21 protein-coding genes and 3 pseudogenes are annotated in these 19251 nt (G+C 49.1%); 16 read left to right on the top strand and 8 right to left on the bottom strand.

All coding sequences use genetic code 11. The features are described from left to right. Window positions 1–51: 51 nt before the first annotated feature. Complete coding sequence (locus tag PVOR_RS24115) at window positions 52–1014, bottom strand: sugar kinase (protein WP_006212153.1); 963 nt, start codon at window positions 1012–1014, stop codon at window positions 52–54. 161 nt (window positions 1015–1175) lie between these two features. Beyond that, window positions 1176–1382: a DUF1657 domain-containing protein gene (locus PVOR_RS24110; RefSeq protein ID WP_006212152.1), complete on the bottom strand. Its 207-nt coding sequence runs from the start codon at window positions 1380–1382 to the stop codon at window positions 1176–1178. Window positions 1383–1535: 153 nt separating this feature from the next. Between PVOR_RS24110 and PVOR_RS24105 the strand changes: the two genes are divergently transcribed. Continuing rightward, on the top strand, window positions 1536–2396 hold the full coding sequence (locus PVOR_RS24105; RefSeq protein ID WP_006212151.1) for a DUF421 domain-containing protein: 861 nt from the start codon (window positions 1536–1538) through the stop codon (window positions 2394–2396). A gap of 169 nt (window positions 2397–2565) precedes the next feature. On the opposite strand, the gene PVOR_RS33105 is transcribed toward PVOR_RS24105, so the two are convergent. Further along, on the bottom strand, window positions 2566–2649 hold the full coding sequence (locus tag PVOR_RS33105; protein ID WP_223260591.1) for a putative holin-like toxin: 84 nt from the start codon (window positions 2647–2649) through the stop codon (window positions 2566–2568). A gap of 367 nt (window positions 2650–3016) precedes the next feature. On the opposite strand from PVOR_RS33105, the pseudogene PVOR_RS30230 reads away from it, so the two are divergent. From PVOR_RS30230 to PVOR_RS24095, 3 genes and pseudogenes are all read left to right on the top strand, one after another. Next, a pseudogene (locus PVOR_RS30230) lies at window positions 3017–3139 on the top strand (taurine dioxygenase); the annotation flags it as partial. A gap of 47 nt (window positions 3140–3186) precedes the next feature. Further along, window positions 3187–4164: a TauD/TfdA dioxygenase family protein gene (locus PVOR_RS24100; RefSeq protein ID WP_006212150.1), complete on the top strand. Its 978-nt coding sequence runs from the start codon at window positions 3187–3189 to the stop codon at window positions 4162–4164. Between the two features lie 4 nt (window positions 4165–4168). Further along, complete coding sequence (locus PVOR_RS24095; RefSeq protein ID WP_234973084.1) at window positions 4169–5143, top strand: NrtA/SsuA/CpmA family ABC transporter substrate-binding protein; 975 nt, start codon at window positions 4169–4171, stop codon at window positions 5141–5143. A gap of 93 nt (window positions 5144–5236) precedes the next feature. Here PVOR_RS24095 and PVOR_RS24090 read toward each other — a convergent pair whose 3' ends face one another. The 5 genes from PVOR_RS24090 to PVOR_RS24070 form a co-directional block, all read right to left on the bottom strand. Beyond that, on the bottom strand, window positions 5237–6358 hold the full coding sequence (locus PVOR_RS24090) for a GerAB/ArcD/ProY family transporter (RefSeq protein WP_006212148.1): 1122 nt from the start codon (window positions 6356–6358) through the stop codon (window positions 5237–5239). Between the two features lie 29 nt (window positions 6359–6387). Further along, the gene (locus tag PVOR_RS24085; RefSeq protein ID WP_006212147.1) at window positions 6388–6591 is read right to left on the bottom strand and encodes a hypothetical protein; all 204 of its coding nucleotides are present in this window, start codon (window positions 6589–6591) and stop codon (window positions 6388–6390) included. A 14-nt stretch (window positions 6592–6605) separates the two neighbouring features. Then, window positions 6606–7775, bottom strand: coding sequence for a Ger(x)C family spore germination protein (locus tag PVOR_RS24080; protein WP_006212146.1), 1170 nt, complete (start codon window positions 7773–7775; stop codon window positions 6606–6608). Window positions 7776–7777: 2 nt separating this feature from the next. Continuing rightward, on the bottom strand, window positions 7778–9235 hold the full coding sequence (locus tag PVOR_RS24075) for a spore germination protein (RefSeq protein ID WP_006212145.1): 1458 nt from the start codon (window positions 9233–9235) through the stop codon (window positions 7778–7780). 188 nt (window positions 9236–9423) lie between these two features. Continuing rightward, entirely contained in the window at window positions 9424–9957 is a 534-nt protein-coding gene (locus PVOR_RS24070) for a DUF2062 domain-containing protein (RefSeq protein ID WP_006212144.1), read from the bottom strand. A 236-nt stretch (window positions 9958–10193) separates the two neighbouring features. On the opposite strand from PVOR_RS24070, the gene PVOR_RS24065 reads away from it, so the two are divergent. The 12 genes and pseudogenes from PVOR_RS24065 to PVOR_RS24015 all read left to right on the top strand — a co-directional run bounded on the left by PVOR_RS24065 (window position 10194) and on the right by PVOR_RS24015 (window position 19182). After that, entirely contained in the window at window positions 10194–10550 is a 357-nt protein-coding gene (locus PVOR_RS24065; RefSeq protein ID WP_040680952.1) for a PadR family transcriptional regulator, read from the top strand. Then, window positions 10547–11227 (top strand): permease prefix domain 1-containing protein, encoded by a 681-nt coding sequence (locus PVOR_RS24060; RefSeq protein ID WP_006212142.1) that lies wholly within the window; start codon window positions 10547–10549, stop codon window positions 11225–11227. The genes PVOR_RS24065 and PVOR_RS24060 overlap by 4 nt, the downstream gene beginning before the upstream one ends. Then, window positions 11224–11565: a hypothetical protein gene (locus PVOR_RS32355; RefSeq protein ID WP_006212141.1), complete on the top strand. Its 342-nt coding sequence runs from the start codon at window positions 11224–11226 to the stop codon at window positions 11563–11565. Before PVOR_RS24060 ends, PVOR_RS32355 begins: the two co-directional genes overlap by 4 nt. 16 nt (window positions 11566–11581) lie before the next feature. Then, complete coding sequence (locus PVOR_RS32350; RefSeq protein WP_234973083.1) at window positions 11582–11800, top strand: hypothetical protein; 219 nt, start codon at window positions 11582–11584, stop codon at window positions 11798–11800. A gap of 9 nt (window positions 11801–11809) precedes the next feature. Further along, entirely contained in the window at window positions 11810–12001 is a 192-nt protein-coding gene (locus tag PVOR_RS24050; RefSeq protein ID WP_006212139.1) for a hypothetical protein, read from the top strand. Between the two features lie 176 nt (window positions 12002–12177). After that, window positions 12178–12297, top strand: a pseudogene (locus PVOR_RS30225) (aldo/keto reductase); the annotation flags it as partial. Between the two features lie 160 nt (window positions 12298–12457). Beyond that, window positions 12458–13306, top strand: coding sequence for a helix-turn-helix transcriptional regulator (locus tag PVOR_RS24040; protein WP_234973088.1), 849 nt, complete (start codon window positions 12458–12460; stop codon window positions 13304–13306). 292 nt (window positions 13307–13598) lie between these two features. Further along, the gene (gene bglS, locus PVOR_RS24035) at window positions 13599–14369 is read left to right on the top strand and encodes a beta-glucanase (protein ID WP_006212136.1); all 771 of its coding nucleotides are present in this window, start codon (window positions 13599–13601) and stop codon (window positions 14367–14369) included. Between the two features lie 189 nt (window positions 14370–14558). Beyond that, window positions 14559–15437: an AraC family transcriptional regulator gene (locus PVOR_RS24030; protein WP_006212135.1), complete on the top strand. Its 879-nt coding sequence runs from the start codon at window positions 14559–14561 to the stop codon at window positions 15435–15437. Between the two features lie 134 nt (window positions 15438–15571). Next, window positions 15572–16525 (top strand): ABC transporter permease, encoded by a 954-nt coding sequence (locus tag PVOR_RS24025; RefSeq protein WP_006212134.1) that lies wholly within the window; start codon window positions 15572–15574, stop codon window positions 16523–16525. 22 nt (window positions 16526–16547) lie between these two features. Next, entirely contained in the window at window positions 16548–17441 is an 894-nt protein-coding gene (locus PVOR_RS24020) for a carbohydrate ABC transporter permease (protein WP_006212133.1), read from the top strand. Window positions 17442–17513: 72 nt separating this feature from the next. Further along, a pseudogene (locus PVOR_RS24015) lies at window positions 17514–19182 on the top strand (extracellular solute-binding protein). Window positions 19183–19251: the final 69 nt, after the last annotated feature.

The following is a 19251-nucleotide window of genomic DNA, read 5'->3' as shown; positions in this document are numbered from 1 at the left end:
AGCTCCTTGTCGTATGATGAATGAATTAGGGATTATAGCTTATGAAAAGGTCTAGCGCTCGATATGAGCCGAATGGCCGCGCCGCTGCTGAACCTCATCCCATGTCGGAAGCGCTTCCCAATCACCGGGAGCTTGGATAACCAGCGAGCCGGTTAAGCCACCCAGGGATAAAGCCTCTTCCGGTGTCCAGCCTTTGGCAATACCGGCAAGGAAACCGGCACAGAAACCATCGCCTGCCCCCACGGTATCCACCACTTGCTCTACGTGTTCAAACGGCAGGGAGTAGGTTACATCCTGGTGAACCATTACGTTGTTTCCGTTGAAACTCTTGATAATGGACATTCCAGGCAGCTGCCGCAGACGGTTGATGATGACCTGCTCATCCTCGGTTTCAAATAAAAGCTTGCATTCATCGTAGCCGGGGAGGAAATAATCGCAGGCTCCGGCAAGCTCCAGTAGAACAGGGCGGGCTTCCTCTATATTCCATAACTTGAGCCTTAGGTTGGGATCGAAGCTGATCAGAACGCCATGCTCCTTGCACACAGAAATCACATGCCGAATCGTATCCAGGCAGCTGCTGCTCAGCGCTGCCGTAATGCCGGTGAAATGAAGAATACGGGCATTAGCTATGTATTCGGAATCCACGAGATCCGGCGTCATTTGACTGGCCGCTGAGCCTTTGCGGTAGTAGTACACGGAGGACTGACCGCGTACATTCTGTCTTAGCATAAGGCCGGTCGGCGCGGCATCAGTTTGCCTGGCGCGTGAAACATCGACCCCTTCTCCGCGAAGCGTTTTCAAAATACCGGTTCCGAGCGGATCGCTGCCCAGTTGACCAAACCAGCCGCTGCAGCAGCCTAGCCTGGCCAGGCCAATGGCCAGATTGCTCTCGGCTCCGCCGAAGGATTGCGCCAAACTTCCGCCTTGACCAATTCCCCGTGTGCCTTCCGGATATAACAATCCCATGGACTCGCCGAATGTGATGACATCCATGGACTGCGTACCATTCTTCATAGAATCTACCTCCTTGTAGTCCGCCTTTTGTTATTACCACTTTACCCTGATGTAGAGCATAACTCAATAACAATTCACACAATATAAATAACCTCCTACCAGGGAATGATAGGAGGCGAACTTGGGTTTTACTCGCAGTTAGAACAAAAGTGCAACGAATATTAGAAGCCTTTATACTGAGGCTCTTCCTGTTCAAGCTGCTGGACTCGCTGTGCCACTTGGTCTACGACTTGTTGTGTCTGTTGTGCGGCAGTGGTAAACAGAGTTTTAGCATTTTGGTCTTGTGTAGACAACGCAAATTGCTCAAGGCTGGCCTGAGCGCTTTTCAAGGATGAGAGACATGTTTTTACATCGGATGCTACAGTCATTTTTATCACTCCTTTCATGCATCATAATGTACTCATTTTCTCTCAGATCATGCATGATGGGGGAACAGGAAAATAATGGTGTAATTTCTATGCGTAAATTTGACAATAATCTATAAGGTGATCATTGAACAAAAAGATGGAGGAGGGTCATTTATGCCGCAATGGCTTGAAATTGTACTTCGTACATTATGTGCCGTAATTGTGCTGTTTCTGATGACAAAATTGCTTGGAAAACGTCAGGTCACACAATTATCTTTTTTCGAATATTTGACCGGGATTACCATTGGTAGCTTGGCTGCCTACATATCCATGGATTTAAATACGAACTGGTATTTGGGACTGATTGCGTTGGGGGTATGGGTCTTATGCTCTCTTGCTATCGAGTTTTTGCAGATCAAGAGCAAGAAGGCACGTGATTTCATAGACTTTAAACCAACCGTGCTCATACAGGGTGGAAAGATTCTTGAGGAAAATATGAAAAAAGAGCGCCTGTCCACTGATGAGATCATGCAGCAGCTTCGAAAAAAAGATATTTTTCAACTGGCTGATGTGGAGTTTGCCATTATGGAATCCAGTGGGGAGATCAATATCCTGCAGAAGCGGGAGAATCTCCCGTTAACCCCTAAGCATTTAGGCATTACGGTGGCTCCGGAGAAACCGCCGCAGGTTGTTGTTATGGACGGGAATATCATGGATGAGCCCCTGCGAGTTATGGGTTTTGGCCAGAATTGGCTGCTGGATGAGCTGGATAAAATAGGAGCCAAGTTGAAGGATGTTTATTTTGCCCAGGTTGATACGTACGGCACACTTACCGTGGATTTGTATGACGATCAGATTCAGGTTCCCCAGAATGAGGAGCGCAAGCTGTTGTATGCAAATTTAAAAAAATGCCAAGCAGATTTAGAGCTGTTCAGCCTTAGTACCAAAAGTAAAAAGGCGAAAAAAATGTATGAAGAGAGTTCCAAGCAGATCGAGCAGATTTTAGCTCAAGTGACGCCGATTCTTAATACTTAGTTGCATCCCAGAGTCATATTTGCGTAAAAATCGGAATAGGATATTTTGTGTATCACAAAAGGAGCCGGTTGCCGCCGACTCCTGATACAGCGGACTGTTGCATGCAGGGCGGATGATTGCTTGCTCCAACCAGACGTAAGAAATAGATTCATCTGTACAAGGGACGGGTCTATTTCTTATTATGGAAAGCAAGGATCGAAACGACCAGAGTGGCGAACGAAATCATCAAAGCCAATGCCTCATTCACGCCCATGCCTATCACCTCCTAGATGCCACCCTTGCCAGCTGGTCTACTGTACTATATAATATGCCAATTGCTTACAATAAAAGAACCTTTTGTAGGAAGCGCTTTCACAAAATTTGGTTTTTTGTTGGAAACTTTGATAATAAAGCTGAAAACAGATCTTCTCAGAAAATGGTTGACATGTATTGGATGGGAATATATTATCAAATACACAACAACAAGACGTGAAATTCAGTAGTTCATACGAATAAAGGGTATTCGGGAATCGACTGGGCCTCCGGAGATTCAACGGATTTAGCAAATCAGCTAAACCGTTGGATCTTTTTTTATTCCCTAAATACCTACTATTCACATGAGAATTATAAAATTTGATGAATGGAGTGGATGCTCATACGCGTTCTGGGACAACCGTTCGACTCAGCACTATGCTGTAAATGACTATTATCCGAACCGCAGGGTGGCTGAGCGGGTATCGATTATCGGCGACCGGCCTTATTAAAATCGTGTTTCATGGAATGAAAACTATAAATAAGGAGTGCAGAGTCTATGAGTATTGGGGTTAAACAAGAAACAGATACATTAGAGGTACGGCCGATTGGCGGCCGCGTTGGAGCCGAAGTGAAGGGGATCACACTGGGTGGAGATCTGGATCAGGCTGCGGTCCAGTCTATTCGAGCGGCCCTTCTTAAACACAAGGTGCTGTTCTTCCGAAATCAACAGCATCTGGATGATGAGGGACAAGAAGTCTTCGCGGATCTGCTCGGTGAGCCCTTCGCACATCCTACGGTGAAGACCAAAGAGGGAAGCCGTTATATCTTGGAGATCGATTCGCATCATGGCGGACGCGCCAATGCATGGCACACGGATATTACATTTATCGATGCATATCCCAGCATTTCTGTACTTCGTTCAGTCGTAGTGCCTTCTTCCGGTGGAGATACCGTATGGTCCAATACCGCAGCTGCCTATGACAGTCTGCCGAAAGAGCTGAAGGAGCTGGCAGAGAAGCTGTGGGCGGTTCACACGAATCTGTATGATTATGCCGCAAGACGTCCGGAAGCCTCGGAGGACAGCGTGAAGGAGTATCAGCGCACATTTGCATCCACCGTCTATGAGACCGAGCACCCCATCGTTCGCGTTCACCCGGAGACCGGGGAGAAATCGCTTCTACTAGGGAGTTTTGTCAAGCGATTGCTTGGAGTATCCGCAGCGGAATCGTCCCGATTATATGAGCTGTTTCAAGGCCACATCACCAGCCTGGAAAATACGGTGCGTTGGCACTGGGCAGCAGGGGATGTAGCCATCTGGGATAATCGCTCGACCCAGCATATCGCTGTTAATGACTATGGTGAACAGCACCGCATCGTTCGCCGCGTTACGCTTGCCGGAGAAGTGCCGTACAGCGTGGACGGCCGGCAGAGCAAGACCTATCTGAAAACGCCTAACATCTTAAAAGCAAACGTCCAGCTGGATATAAACAAGGAGAGAAGCAGCCATGGTCCTGATGAAGTCATCATACTTTAAGTTCATGATAGTCCTCTTATTCATGCTGACACTGCTGATATTTGCAACAGGGTGCAGCAGCAAAGCCTCGGAGGCGGGGGAGGGGGACAAGGAACCGATCGTTGTCCAGCTGGCGATTAATGGGGGAACCAATTTATTTACGGTCATCAAGGAGAAGGGCTGGCTTGAAGAGAGCTTCAAGGCTCATCACGCAACCGTGAAATGGAGCGAATTCCAGAGCGGTCCGCCGCTGCTGGAGTCACTGGCAGCCGATCGAGTGGATATTTCACTTCTTGGTGACGGAGCAGCTCTGCAAGGCCAATCCGCAGGCCTTCCTTTTGTTAATATTGGATTGATCAGTAATGGAGCGAGACTGAATGCCATACTGGTGCCAGCGAATTCGCCGGTGCAGCGTGTGGAGGATCTGAAGGGCAGAAGAATTGCCCTAGCCAAAGGGACGACCTCCCATGTGTATCTTCTGAAGGTATTAGCCAAGTATGGATTATCCGAGCAGGATCTGGAGATTGTCAATTTACAGTTTACCGACGCACTGCCCGCTTTCACTACGGGGAAAGTAGATGCATGGGTTGCTATTGATCCGTTTACGACTCAGCTGACACGGCAAAAAACAGCTGCTATTGTGGCGGGTCCCGAACAGGGAATTCTCGCGCCGGTCGCGCTGATTGCACGTACCGGTTTTGCGAAGGAGCACCCGGAGCTTGTGACGGAGTTCCTTCGGGTGTATAAGGAGGCGATTGTCTGGCAGAATGAGCATTTGGATGAAATGGCCCAGATGTTTGCCGATGAGAAGAAGATACCGGTCGAAATCCTGAAGGAGGTATTCAGCAACCAAAATGCGGAGCTTACACCGATCACGCGGGATGCTATTGCAACCCAGCAGGCTTCGGTCGAGATTTTGGAGGCAAGCGGATTCCTGAAACAGCCGATTCAATATGAAAAGTATGTTGATAACTCGTATATAGAGAGACTGGGGCCTTGACAGGTCATATTAAGGAAGGAGAGAGCGGCATGATTGCCGCTCTCTTTTATGTTTCATTGCCAAGCAGGGACTACGGATTGTCGAGCAGTAGTTTTAAGCAGGCTTTTGTTTCTGTCTGGGCTTCTGTCTAGCCTTATGTTTATGTCCACGTCTGCGAAACAGGGAGGCTATCCAGTAGAAAATGGGGATGAACTCCATCAAAATAAAGAACACCGCCATCCCGAAGGAATTGAAATCCCCCATAAATCGGATCGGATTCTGCGAATACTGATATGCGATTACGATAGCGGTTCCCCCGATGATGGCAATCAAGGGACCGTCCATATGGTTTAATTGAAACAGCTTGGCAAGACATCTTGCACTGATATGGATTAAAAAAGCGCTGTGCAGGAACATAGAGCTGCTCCACAGACCGATCATCAGCGGATCCGAATTTCCGAGGAATCCACTGGCTGCCCGCATTAATTCAACGAGCGGATACTGAAGCTCACGGCCCAGATAAGGGCCGAAATTCAACAGCGTGGATGCCCATTGGAGCAGCATGCCGATGGTTACCAGCAGCCCGGCTGCCGCCAGGTTTCGAAACGATCTTCGATCAAACTTGAGGTAGGGCGCGAGAAAGAGGAATACGATCCATTCCGCAAAAAAGGAGAGGCAGAACAGGGCATCCTTAATCGTTGATCCGTAATTGTGATGTCTGACCATCGCAATGGCCATATCGAAATGAGCTTCCTTGAAGAAAAACATATTCATAAACACAATGGCAATCACAATCACGATAAACAACCCATCGGATATATAGATCATGGTTTCCAGGCCCCAGCGTGCGGATATGGTTACGACCAGGCCCACGATAAGGAGGACAAACCATTGCGGGGTTTCACGCATGTAATTGGTGTCAAAGAATAACGTGAAACCTTCTATATCCATCCCGATATAATTAATGGCCCAGAACATTACCAGGAAAACAATCGGAAAGTGAATCCACTTGCTAACCAGCTGGCTGCCGAAGTCGAGCCATGGCTTATGCGGATCCCAGAGCCCGACCTTTACGGTAAACCACAGCAGAATCAAACTCAAGGCATAGCCCCCCAGTATGGAAGCCCAACCTAAATAGGCTGAATTCCACAGTATGGGACTGATCAGAAAGCCAGTGGGTATGGCGTTGAGATAAACAAATCCGAATCGGAACAGCTGCCAGGGAGTATTACGCATGAGGATTCTTACATCCTTTCCGTTTTTTCTTATAACTTATCAAGCCAGCCAAATAACCAGATGATCAGATGGTTTGGGGTTAGCCATTCGTGAAAATAGAGGGCGATTACGTTCCAGGTCGTAAAGGCCGCAATAAGAACAAGCATCGTCCATTTTTCACGGGGGGCTTTTACTTTATTCTTCGCAATGAACCATTCAACTAGGGCATAAGCTAAGAATAAGAGTGCCAGCATTCGGACGTGCCTCCTTATTTCGGTTTCATTTTGAGCGTTGTACCGAAGTTGCGGACCCGAATGTCCGTGACGACCTGGATCTCAACCTCGTTCTTGTAGTAATTCGCCCATTCGGAGCGAACCTTTTCCCAATGGTCAGGATAGTTCCAGTCTACCAGCATGCCTAACTGCAGAATATCGGAGCCCACCCTTTGCGAAGTCCTGAGCGCTTTTTGCAATTCGCTTTTGACCATGTCATTGAGCTCTCGCTCGATAATTCGTTTGGCTTCCAACGTGTCCAACTGCTTCTGGTTCCGCTTGTAGATGACATCTCCGATTCCCAGCAGCTTAATCGTGAATACCGGATGACCAGAGACCATGCGGACGGATTTCTTGGAGTTTGTCGAGATGAGAAATACGCTGGCTCTTCCGGCTCCTTCATCCCAGGAAACGGTATACAGCGGCCCTTTCACTTCGTTTACGGCCCAACTGACAGCCAAGGACTCCTGCATGGGGAGTGTGGTGAGAAGCTTGTGGTTATGAAAAATGGCTGTGCCTTGAATCCCGGTCCAGGGCTCCAGCTTTTCCTGGTCGGCCACCATCGGTTTTTTTTGCGCTGCCAAATAGGTCAAGGCATATCCCTGGTTAGCGGATTCAGCATACAGGCAATCCTTCAAGGTTGTATTGATCATGTTATGTTGAGTAGCAAACCGGATGAGCACTTCGGAAGGCATTTGCTCAAACACCGGTGTCAGCTCCGCGACTTTTTTAGCATCGCCGGGTGCAACCATTAAGTATGTACGCAGGTTTGTTGTTGGTTCCCGCTGAAGCCAGTCCATCAGATCCTCAAGTCCCGCCTCGGCATAACTTTTGCCAACGACAACCACTTTGGTGTGACTGAAGTCAAACCGGCGGGAGAGATCCCGTTGAATAAGATGCAGGGTATCCTGCACGGTGGTGGACGTTTTGGTTACCATGGCATAAGGATCTCCACCGCCATGTCCTCCCGCTTGTCGACCGGATGTGAGACGGTTCGGCAGGGGGGCGCTGATGGTCACCTCAACGGTTCCCTTTTGCTTGCCCTCATTGATGTACATGGCAAATACGAAGGTTTGTTCATTGATTTCAACCTTGGACAGGCTGAAGCCGCAGCCTGTCAGCAGAATGAGGGGAAGCAGAATTTTGAACAATTTGAGTAGAGGCATGCTCACTTTCGTCTCCTTAAATTGTTGGATGATGCATAGGCCTTTGGCCTGTTCTTCATCAGCATGGATGGTGCCCGCAAGAAGGTATCCTTCCATTCGGATATTACGAGTGGCGCCACTGGCTGCAGATACGGCGTGTTAAACGACTTCAGCGAAGCCATGTGTCCATACACGAGAAAGGCGGCGGCAAATACACCGATGAGGCCGAGGGTTCCCCCAAGAATCAGTATCGGAAAGCGCAGCAAGCGAAATGCTAGCCCAAGCTCGAAGTGCGGGATAATATAAGAAGCGATGCCCGTTATCGATACCACGATGACCATCGGATTGGATACGATACCTGCTTCAACCGCAGCTTGTCCAATGACGATGGCGCCGATAATGGATATGGTCTGTCCAACAGGCTTGGGAATCCGTGTTCCGGCTTCTCGCAGCGCTTCAAACGTCAGTTCCATGATCAGCGCTTCGGCCAGCGCGGAGAACGGGATATTCTCACGGGATGCCGCAATGGTAATCAGCAGATCGGTTGGTATGATGGATGGCTGAAACGTCGTGATCGCGACATACAGAGAGGGCATTAGCAATGATATAACGGCGAACATGAACCGGATAATCCGTATCCAGCTGGAAGAGAAGAAGCTGTGGTAGTAGTCCTCAGACGACTGCAGCAGCGAAAACAGCGTCACGGGCACGATGAGTGCCGAGGGTGTCCCGTCCTGCATGATGCCAACTCTTCCTTCAAGCAGGGAGGCAGCTACGGAATCCGGTCGTTCCGTATATTGAAACTGCGGGAAGGGGGATTTTACGCCTTCTTTCATCTGCTCCGACAAGGTGCTGATCCCGAAAGTCCCGTCAATGGATATGCTTTTCAACTGACGATCTACCTGGGATACGATTTGGGGTTTGCATAAACCGTCCACGTATACCATATATACGGCTGTCTTTGAGTAATCGCCGATTTGATAACGGATGGTTTTTAAATCGGTATGCTTGATTTTGTGCCGCAGCAGCGATAAGTTCGTGCCGATATCTTCAATAAAAGCTTCCTGCGGGCCATTCACCACCAGTTCGTTCTGCGATTCCGAAACCGCTCGTTTCTGATACAAAACAATATCAAACAAATAGCTCTCGGTCAGCCTCTCGACAATCAGTACGGCTCTGCCTTCTACAATCATGTTGGCAATGTACTCGGCCGAGGCTGAGCGCTCAAACGGAACCGAAAGTGTATCTCCGCGATCCATACAGTCAATGAAGTTATCGAAATTATGCTGTACCTGCGCGGCTTCCTTGATAAGGGGTTTAACAATATGTTCGTGCAAGGTGCTGATGTCCACAATCGATTCAATATAGATGATGGTGCATGTCGATCCATGGATGCGTAAGGATTGATAGATGACATCTTCGCAATTCTCAAGACGGTTCTTGACGTTAAGAAGGAGTTCGTCCTGTACTTTCGATTTCATCCGTTCTTTCCTCCCTTGCTGGTAAGTAGTGAAGGCTCATCCTCTTTAGAATGCCGTACTCTTAGCAACTTATACCGAAATTTCCAGAGAATTTGTCAAGGGGGCTGGATTTGGTCAAGGCACAAACAAGGGGATTTCTATATAAAAAAGCGCCGGAGTGGAGTTCCGGGCGCTTATACATGAAGGGTTCATCTTATAATTTTGGATTTACCTTTTCGGATGGATTGCTTGATTTTCTGAAGCAGGGGTTTGCGGTAAACCGAGAGCATGATGCGCAGCAGAATATAGAGGATCAACGTAGACAGGACGCTGTTGATGAGGGCACCTACAAGGAAGTTAACACCCATATGCCCTAATCTGCCAAAATGATCGGTCTCGATAATATAATCCGTTTCAGGTACCGGAACCGTAAGGGCATCTTCAATTTCAAATGTTTTGGGAAATGTGGTGAACAGATGCACCAAGACCCCGACTCTGTAGTTTAAATAGAACAGGATGGGCCATAGAACGGACCCGGCCGTGGCTGCAAGGAAGGCCGAGGGGATATTACCCCGTATCAGACGAGCGAGCAGCGGGGCCAGCAGCAGATCAATGCCAAAAGTTGGATACCAGCAAGGAAAGAAGCCAACGGCAAAGCCGAGGGCAATCCGATGATCGCTATTTTGCATGCGGAGGGTTCGGAGTATATAGTATTTCAGTCGTCGAATGTATTTAAGAAGCACAACCGTCTCCTCCTGCAGATACTGATACGATAAAGAAGTGTTTCGATATCATATATAGCATGGAATGGATTCTATTTATAATAGGAAGAACTTTCATGAATTATATAGCAGGTGCTTGTAAATCGTCAATCTGTAGAGCATTCATTCCGTCTATATACATGTGTGGAATATTACTTTGACACGCATAGTAATATGCGTTATACTATACCTATTCCGCCAGTGGGAGGTTCAGGAGCTTGATGGAGTCATTACATAACAGTGATTTGATACGAGGAAATATTGATACATTTATTCTGTGCGTGTTGTTGGACGGAGATAATTACGGCTATCAGATCATCAAGGAAATCTTATTGCGAAGCGGGAACCGGTTTGAGCTCAAGGAACCCACCTTGTATTCCAGTCTGAGAAGGCTGGAGAAGCAGGGCTTGATACGTTCCTATTGGGGGGAAGAAACCCAGGGGGGAAGGCGTAAATATTACAATCTTAGTCAGGATGGACAGGAGCGTTTAACACAAAATCAGGAAGAGTGGAAGGCTGCACGGGAAGTAATCGATGTTCTGATCGGTAACGGAAGGGAGCTGAGACAGCAATGACAAACCGGCATGATCTTGAGATCTTTGTCGACCGCCTATTTGCGAATCAACGTAGAACCAAAGAGGTTGTAGAGCTGAAGAATGAGGTTCTCAGCAATTTAGAGGCACGGGTGACAGATTACATGGAGAATGGTATGAATTATCAATCAGCTATCAGCCTGGCTATTGACAACATTGAGGATATTGAGTTCTTAATTGACGATAATCAGAAGATATACAGCTACCGCTACCGTTACGATTTGGTTCAGAGCGCCTTGATTTATTCCTTGCTGGCCTGGATTGCAAGCATCCCTGCCCGTATTCTGCCGAGTGGTATAGCGGTGAATGGATTACTGCTTTGTCTTGTTGTGCTGAGTGGGGTGGTTTATCTCTCCATGTCACGAAATTTGAAAGTATATGAGAAGCAGACGGCGGTCATTAACGCAGGCAAGCTGTTCAAATGGAGCAAGGCAGCGTGGGGACTGTGGGGGATTTTTGTCATCGTGGTTTCGGCTTATTCCTTTGCGATGCAATTCGGAAGTGATGTATGGTTTGGAAGGGAATTGCGGATAGACGGCCCGTATTCTTTTTACGTTACTGTTCTGCAATATGCGATTCCATTAACGTCGATTTTCATTCCACTGCTGATCCATAAAGCCTGTAAGCTGACGATTAAACATGAGGTGAATGAGCAATGAGTAGAAAGAATATGCTGATCATTGTATTGCTGCTTATTGGCATAGGGGGCATGATTGCGCTGGAAGGATATATCAAGCCTCGGGCGCATGCCCAGGCCATCCAGTACGAAGCAGAACAGAATGATCCGATGACGCATGATATTCGTAATTCATTAAGTTTTGCCAGTCCCTATATGGGGAATGCAGGGAATTTCATAAATCTGAATGCTTCGCTTCCGTTGCGCGAGATCGGGCGCACCTTCCAGCTGTACCCGGAGGAACAGACGGCAGAGCTGCGTTTTCAAGCAGTTGCTGGAGCTCTGAAGGAGGAGAAGCTGAACGGAGTTTCTCCTGTATAACTCCACTGCAAATTTTGTGATGATTGATAATCTGGAGAAGCTGATTTTCGCATTCGAGGACCAAGTCTTCAGCATTTCCAGGGATAAAGTAGAGACATGGTATGGCAGCACGGAAAGTCTTGCTTCATTAAGGGATGCTAAGACGTGGAAGACGGAGGTGCAATCTCGTCTGCAGGATGCAGAGTATGTCAGCGATTACGTAGAGAAGCTGGTCGAGCAGCAGGAAGCATTGTAAAGAGATCGGATGAGTGAGTTGAGGGGCAGAGGAGCTTATGATGGATTCAACATTATGGCTCCTTTGCGTTTGAGGCGGACCTTAGCCGTTCATGGAGCGTGTTGTACCGCTTCTCCAGCAGCGCTGGTGTTTGCGGGAATTGTCTTTGGAGCGGACGGTAAGGAGACATCCCAGATTGATCTGGCCGAGAATCCAACATGAAAAATAATTGACGACAAAAATAGACGATGCTATAATCCTACTTAACATATCGGAAATAATATAATTAAGGAATTCTTCATCTACCGGACAACCGGAGATGCATCCTTGGATCATCATGATCCAAGGTGTGTCTCCGGTTGTTTTTGTATACCAGACAATACAAGGAGGCTGTAACTATGCAGTACAGGACGTTTGGCAGAACGGGAGTGAAAGTGTCGGAGGTTAGTCTCGGGACCATGGCGTTCGGCCGACGGATCGATGAAAGGGCCTCGGCTGCCGTTTTGGATCAGGTACTCGGGATCATAAACCGAGGTTTGTCGACCAGATCACTGGAGGCACGGCAGGTGGCGCTGTGCCTCTTTGTTGTTTTTCCATAGATGAAGGCCATGGAGTCTTGCCAGGGCTCCGCATCATAGGAAACATTTTTTGTGACGGGAGGGATATCAGGTGAAGGAAATGGCCTTTGAGTATGTCGACATGAAGTACTGCATTCCTTCAGATATGGAGAGAAAGAGCGGAATATGGATCCTCCGCACGGGTCGGAGCATTGCCAAATCCCATTATTATGTTGGTCCCAAGGTATCGGAGAACTATTCGCTGCATTTTGTTCTAAATGGAAAGGTCTCACTGGTCTATGGGGAGGAGGAGGTTACCTTGTCAGAAGGGGACGCCTTTTGTTTGTTCCCTCATATCAGGTACAGCTACTGGGAATCGAATCATCATCCGGAATTTCCGCTCCGTACACATTCGGTCACACTCAACGGAGAGTTTGCGGTCAGCGCTTTGAACCGAATTGGTCTGCATCCGCATAAGCCCTTTATTCGCAACGCGATGAAGGCAGAGCTGCCGGGGGTGTTGAATCAAATCTACGAATGTGTGGATGACGATACGCTTGGCAGCGAGTTTGCACGCCAGAAATGGGTGTATCTTCTGTTTGAACTGCTGTCTGGCGCCCCGGCCAAAAAGGGGACCAGATCGAACTGGCTTGAGCAGAGTCTGCATTATATGGATTCCCATTACATGGAGGGCATTACGGTTACGGATGTTGTCGAGCATGCGGGCGTACACCGAACGCATCTCTATTGTGAATTCATCCGGGTACACGGCATCAGTCCAAGTCATTATCTAATGAAGCTGCGGATGGAGCGGGCGGCGGCGCTGCTGACAGAAACGGATGTATCCGTCACCGAGGCGGCTTTTTCGCTGGGATACTCCAATCTGCATACGTTCTCGAGAGCGTTCGCTAAATACCATCACACGTCACCAACGGCTTATCGGCAGCAATATGTTCTGGTGCCAACCTAGATATGCTTCTTGAGGTGGCTGTATAAGGCTGTGACAGGGGGGATCAAGCGACCTGTGGCAGCCTTTTTTCGCATGTCTGACTGAGGATAACCGTTAAATAGTGCAGTATTATCATTGAAATGGCTAGGATTTACTAAATATTTACATGTAGGATGAAGATGAACAACCAATAAGTTACACCCATATCAACTATTTTAACGAAAGGGGGCCTGTTTTCCTTCAAGATTCCCGGAAGCATAGAAGCATCGTACTTGTATTCTATTCATTACATTCCAAGGAAGAGGTGTTGTTCATGAACATGCTAATGAATTTCAGAAGGAACATGACGGCCGTGCTTACGGCAGGTACCCTGTTATGCGGATTGCTGTTACCTATTCAAGCGTCGGCTGCAGATGTGGCTTTTAACGAACCGCTGAATGGAACGAACCCTAACCTGTTCTATACCTCCGATGGATGGGGAAATGGCCCGGATTTCGGTGTCGGCTGGAAAGCGGCTAACCAGGAATTCTCGAATGGCATTATGGCTCTGCGACTCGACAAGGCAGGCTGTCCTGCCAGCTGCTCAGGGAAAAATTATGCTTCCGCCGAGTACGCAACAAACGTCAAGTATGGCTATGGCCGGGTCGAAGCGCGGCTGAAAGCAGCCAAGGGAACGGGACTCGTCACGAGCCTCTTCACGTATTCCGGACCAGGGACCGGCACGTCCAACGACGAAATCGACATTGAAATCCTGGGGAAAGACACCACGAAGATGGAAACCAATTATTTTACGAATGGCGTAGGTCAGCATAGCACCATTATCAACCTGGGATTTGATGCCTCCCTCGATTTTCATAACTATGCGTTCGAATGGTCGCCAACGTCCATTAAGTGGTATGTAGACGGCCAATTGGTACACACGGAGAACGGCTCGCGCGGTGCGCTGCCGACAAGCCCGGGCCATATTATGGTCAACTTATGGTCAGGTGCGGGGCCAGCTGAAATATGGACGGGGAAATTCAATTACCCGGGCACTCCGGTACGCGCTTACTACGATTGGATTAAATTCACCCCGGCAAACTAACGTTCCGCAGATGGGGGACGATGAAAGCTAACTCGGAAGTTTTTGGTGTCAATAAGCTGTTCCATGTCAGGAATGACATTCGGGACAGCTTTTTTTATTTACAACTATGGAATGTGGATGATAGAGTCTTTGACAAACAATGTATGTGTGCAGCGCTTACATAAATAAACGATTGCGGAGGGGTTTAGGATGCCGTCTATCATGCGGGAAGAAGCGATTCCAAAAGAAAAAGTAAAATTAGCTAAGAATTATCCGATTTTTGTCGTCGATACGATTGGCGTGACGAGCCCCTATCAGAAGCTTCATTGGCATAATGTTCTGGAGATTAATTATATTAAAGCCGGGACGGGCTACTACATCATCAACGGGCAGAAATTTGAGTTTCAGCAGGGCGACGTGCTGCTTATCAACTCCAATGACCTTCACTGCGCCTATGAGACCCAGGATCTTGTCATCACGGTCATTACGTTCGATTCGACCTGGTTTATCCATAACCTCCGGTTCGACCCGGAGCTGTTCAGTCCGTTCCGCGAGATGGGCAAGCATTACACGAATCTGATCCACCGCGACCATCCGGCCATGGACAAGTTGCATGCACTTCTGTTTCAGCTCCAGGAGGAGCATGAGAGGGAGCAGCGTTCCTATGCTACGGTTGTTTACGCGCTTCTGCTGCAGTTTCTGGCTACCGTAAACCGGGAATGCCGGCAGGTGGGGGACAACGGAGGCGAGCCCAGCATCAGCGAGCGCCAGCTTGAGAAGATGCGCCAGGTCATCATGGTCATGGAACAAAATTTCGCGCATCCCTGGACACTGGAGGAGCTGGCATCACTCGTCTACCTCAGCCCTTCCAGGTTCAGCGAAATATTCAAACGCGCGGTTGGCATGCCGCCGCTGCTGTACCTCATCCATATTCGGCTGGAGCAAGCCGTCATGATGCTGGAGGCAGGTCATATGAAAGTAATGGATGTTGCCCTGGAATGCGGCTTCCGCACGCTGACCAATTTTAATCGGCTGTTCAAAAAGCACATCGGCATGACGCCGAAGGCTTCACAAAAGCAAAATTCCTAAAAACCAGTGATATAGTGCTGGTTTTTACTCGTTTTAGCAGAGAAATGAGCCTGGTGCAGGCGATACAATGAAGTGGCAAGCATCTCAGAGTTATGTCAATAAATCTAACACAAAGTTAAAAGGGGGAGATGCCCATGCCGCAAGCCGAGATCCATCGCAAGGCAGAGCCGCACAGGAAGAAGGGCCGCCTGCACCGCTTCCTGAAGCAATGGGATATTCAGCTCATGGTGCTTCCGGCTATGATGTTCATTCTTGTCTTCAGTTATATTCCGATGTATGGCGTGCTCATGGCATTTCAGGATTACAGTTTGTTCAAGGGATTTTTGAATAGTCCCTGGGTGGGCTTCAAGCATTTTGACATGTTTTTCGGAGCGCCGGAGTTTTGGACCATTATGCGGAATACCCTCGTTATTAGTGTGCTCAAGCTGTGCATCGGGTTTCCGGCGCCGATTCTGCTCGCGCTGATGCTGAACGAAGTCGGGAGACGGTCCTTCAAAAGAATCGTCCAGACCATCAGCTATCTGCCTCACTTCCTGTCGTGGGTCATCGTATCGGGCTTTGCGATCTCTATCCTGTCTACGGATAACGGCAGCCTGAACATCCTGCTGCAGAGTCTGAATCTGATCGACGACCCGATTAACTTTCTGTCGGAGCCGAAATATTTCTGGAGCATCTTAACCGTGACCAACGTGTGGAAGGAGATCGGTTTCTCATCCATCGTGTATTTAGCGGCTATCGCGGGCATCAATCCCCAACTGTATGAGGCAGCCTCGATTGACGGTGCGAGCCGATTGAAGCAGATCTTCTCCATTACGATTCCGTCCATTATGCCGATCATCGTTGTGTTCTCGATTCTGGCCATTGGCAATTTCCTGAATGCAGGCTTTGAGGATATCTTGCTGCTGGCGGGCAATCCGGTATTGCGGGATGTCAGCGATGTGCTGGATACGTATGTGTACCGGATTGGTATTCAGAACAGCCGATTCTCCTACGCGACCGCGGCAGGCCTGTTCAAGGCCATCATCAGCGTAGTGTTACTGGCCGGGGCCAATTACTGGGCCCGCCGATCGGGGAACAGCCTATGGTAGGGAAGAAGGGGGAGAGATTCATATGAGGCTGTCGAACGGAGATCGGTTGTTCGTTGGCATCGTCTACGGCTCGCTGGCTTTGCTTGCATTTATTGCGCTGTATCCATTCTGGAACGCCGCCGTCATCTCGTTTAACTCGGGGACCGATACGATGCAGGGCGGGATTACATTCTGGCCGCGCGAATTCACGCTTGAGAATTATCGTGTGGTGTTTAAGGATGAGCGGCTGATTGACGGGTTCATCATCTCGGTGTTTCGCACGGTAACGGGCACCCTGCTCTCCATTGTGGCAACCGCCATATTTGCCTACGGCATTTCGAAGCGTGAATTAATGGGACGCAGCTTCTATATGGTAACGTGCATCGTGACTATGTATTTCAGCGGCGGTCTCATTCCGAACTACCTGCTCATTCGGGAGCTGGGTCTGATGAACTCGTTCTGGGTTATGGTCATACCCGGCATCATCAGCGTATGGAATATGATCATCTTCCGGACGTTCTTTAAGGGCATCCCGCCCGGACTCGAGGAGTCGGCTCATATCGACGGTTCATCGAACTGGGGGGTATTCTTCCGAATTGTGCTGCCGCTCTCAGGTCCGGTCATTGCAACGCTGTCGCTGTTTACGGCTGTATACCACTGGAATGACTGGTTCGCTCCCAGCATTTATATATCCAATGCGGATCTGCTGCCAATCCAGACGAAGCTCCAGCAGATACTCAATGCCAATATCATGATGGAGCAGATGCAGAATATGGACGCTGCTGCGCAAGGCCGAATGAGTGCAATGAAGGCCGTGACCACCAAGTCGTTGTCCATGGCTACCATGATGGTGGCAACCGTTCCGATCCTCTGCGTATACCCGTTCGTTCAGAAGTATTTTGTTAAGGGCGTATTGATCGGTTCTTTGAAGGAGTAGTTCAAGCCAGCCAACAGGAGGGTTTAAAGCGACAGCTTTGACCATAGATGAATCGTGAAGGGAGCACTGGGAATGAAAAAAGGGGAAAAGAAGCTTCTGTCTGCCTTGTCAGTCACACTTGTCATCGTCATGGCTCTAATGGGATGCTCGGGTTCAGGTGGCAATACCGCAAGCCCGAAGAGTGATAGCCCAAGCTCGCAAAACAATGAAACACCAAGCACGGGGGATGCCTTTGTGCTGGGGGAGAAGCCGCTCGAGTTCTCATTCTACGGCCATTATGACTGGTATACGATGCCGGATTGGGGTGCAGATCTTGCCGACGAAGTGGATCCAGGAGAATAAAAAGGTCAACGTCGTGCCTGTCAGCTCCGGTGGTGTTGCCAAGAACAAACTCAGCACCATGATTGTGTCCGGGGAATTGCCGGATGTCATCTGGATGGAACCGGGAGCGGAGGTCGAGAAGCTGCGTTCCGAGGGAATGCTGGTGCCGTTCGATGATTATTTGGATAAATATCCAAACTTAAAAAAATGGGCCGGAGAGTCCACCCTCGAATTGCTTCGTTCTCCGGACGGGAAGCTGTATCAGTTCCCGAACTGGTATACAACGCAGCCCAACGGCAACGCCGGTTATCTCGTCAATAAGAAGATTTACGAGGAGCTGGGCTCGCCAAGCCTGGAAACGCCGGATGATCTGTATGCTTATCTGAAGCAAGTGAAGGCAAAATATCCGGATGTTGTGCCGCTGGAGGTCGGTCAAGCGGCCGCGGGTGTGGACATCATGGTTTCCGCATTCGCAGAGAATCGTCCTTATACGTTCAACAGCATGATTGCCGTACCGCAAGGGGATCAACTCGTATCCTTGTTCACGGACCCGGTCTATCGGGAGCTGCTGCAGTATATGGGCCGTCTGTACCGTGAGAAGCTGGTCACACAGGACGCCTTCACACAGAAGCTGGAGCAGGTTGAGCAGAAGATTCTGAACGGCAAAGTGGCGGTTTATGTGGCATCCAGCCCGACGGAGTTCGGCTCCAAGGGCAATAATCTGCTGAAAGCGCAGGACCCGGATGCAGGTTACATTATGGTATGGCCTGTACACAAAGCGGAACTGGATCGCAATAAAATTTACCCGGGCGATTACAAGCAGCTCGGCTGGAATGTCAGCGTCATTACGAAAGCGGCCAAAGATCCTGAGGCGATCTTCGCGTTCCTGGACTGGTTCACAGGTCCGGAAGGCCAGCGTACGATCATGTGGGGGCCTGAAGGGCTGTACTGGGATGGAACGGATGAAGAGGATATGCCGCTCTTCACCGATAAATTCACCAGCGATGCGAAAGGCCGCGATGAGCTGATGAATGCCACTGTCAACTTCCAATGGAGCGGCAACACGGTGTACGTGGACAACTCCAAGATGAAATTCGAGTCCACGCTGCCGCCGGAGAAACGGAACTTTGAGACGTATTGGCAATCCGAGATTACCTGGAAGACGCAGATGAATACAACGGAATACGTCAACCTTGATCCTGCAGGCGATTCGGAGGAAGGCATCATTGCACAGCGTGTGTTCGAAATATATGAGCAGGCCAGAGCAAAAGCGATTAGCTCAACGTCCTCTGATCAGGAAGTGCTCTCGCTTCTGGACAAGGCAGAGGCGGATGCACAGAAGGCGGGTTACGACAAGCTGTTGAAGTACAAAACAGCGAAATGGCAAGAGAACAAAGAGAAGATGGCAGTATCGAAATAAACGTCATGGCAGGAAGCCGCCTGATTTGAAGGATCCCAGGTTGACGGCCGGGAGGCTTGGCGGGACGGC

The sequence above is a fragment of the Paenibacillus vortex V453 genome, from assembly GCF_000193415.1.
Classification (GTDB): Bacteria; Bacillota; Bacilli; order Paenibacillales; family Paenibacillaceae; genus Paenibacillus_AQ; species Paenibacillus_AQ glucanolyticus.
Note: the sequence above shows the minus strand (reverse complement) of the source record. Positions and strands in the feature narration are given on the sequence as shown.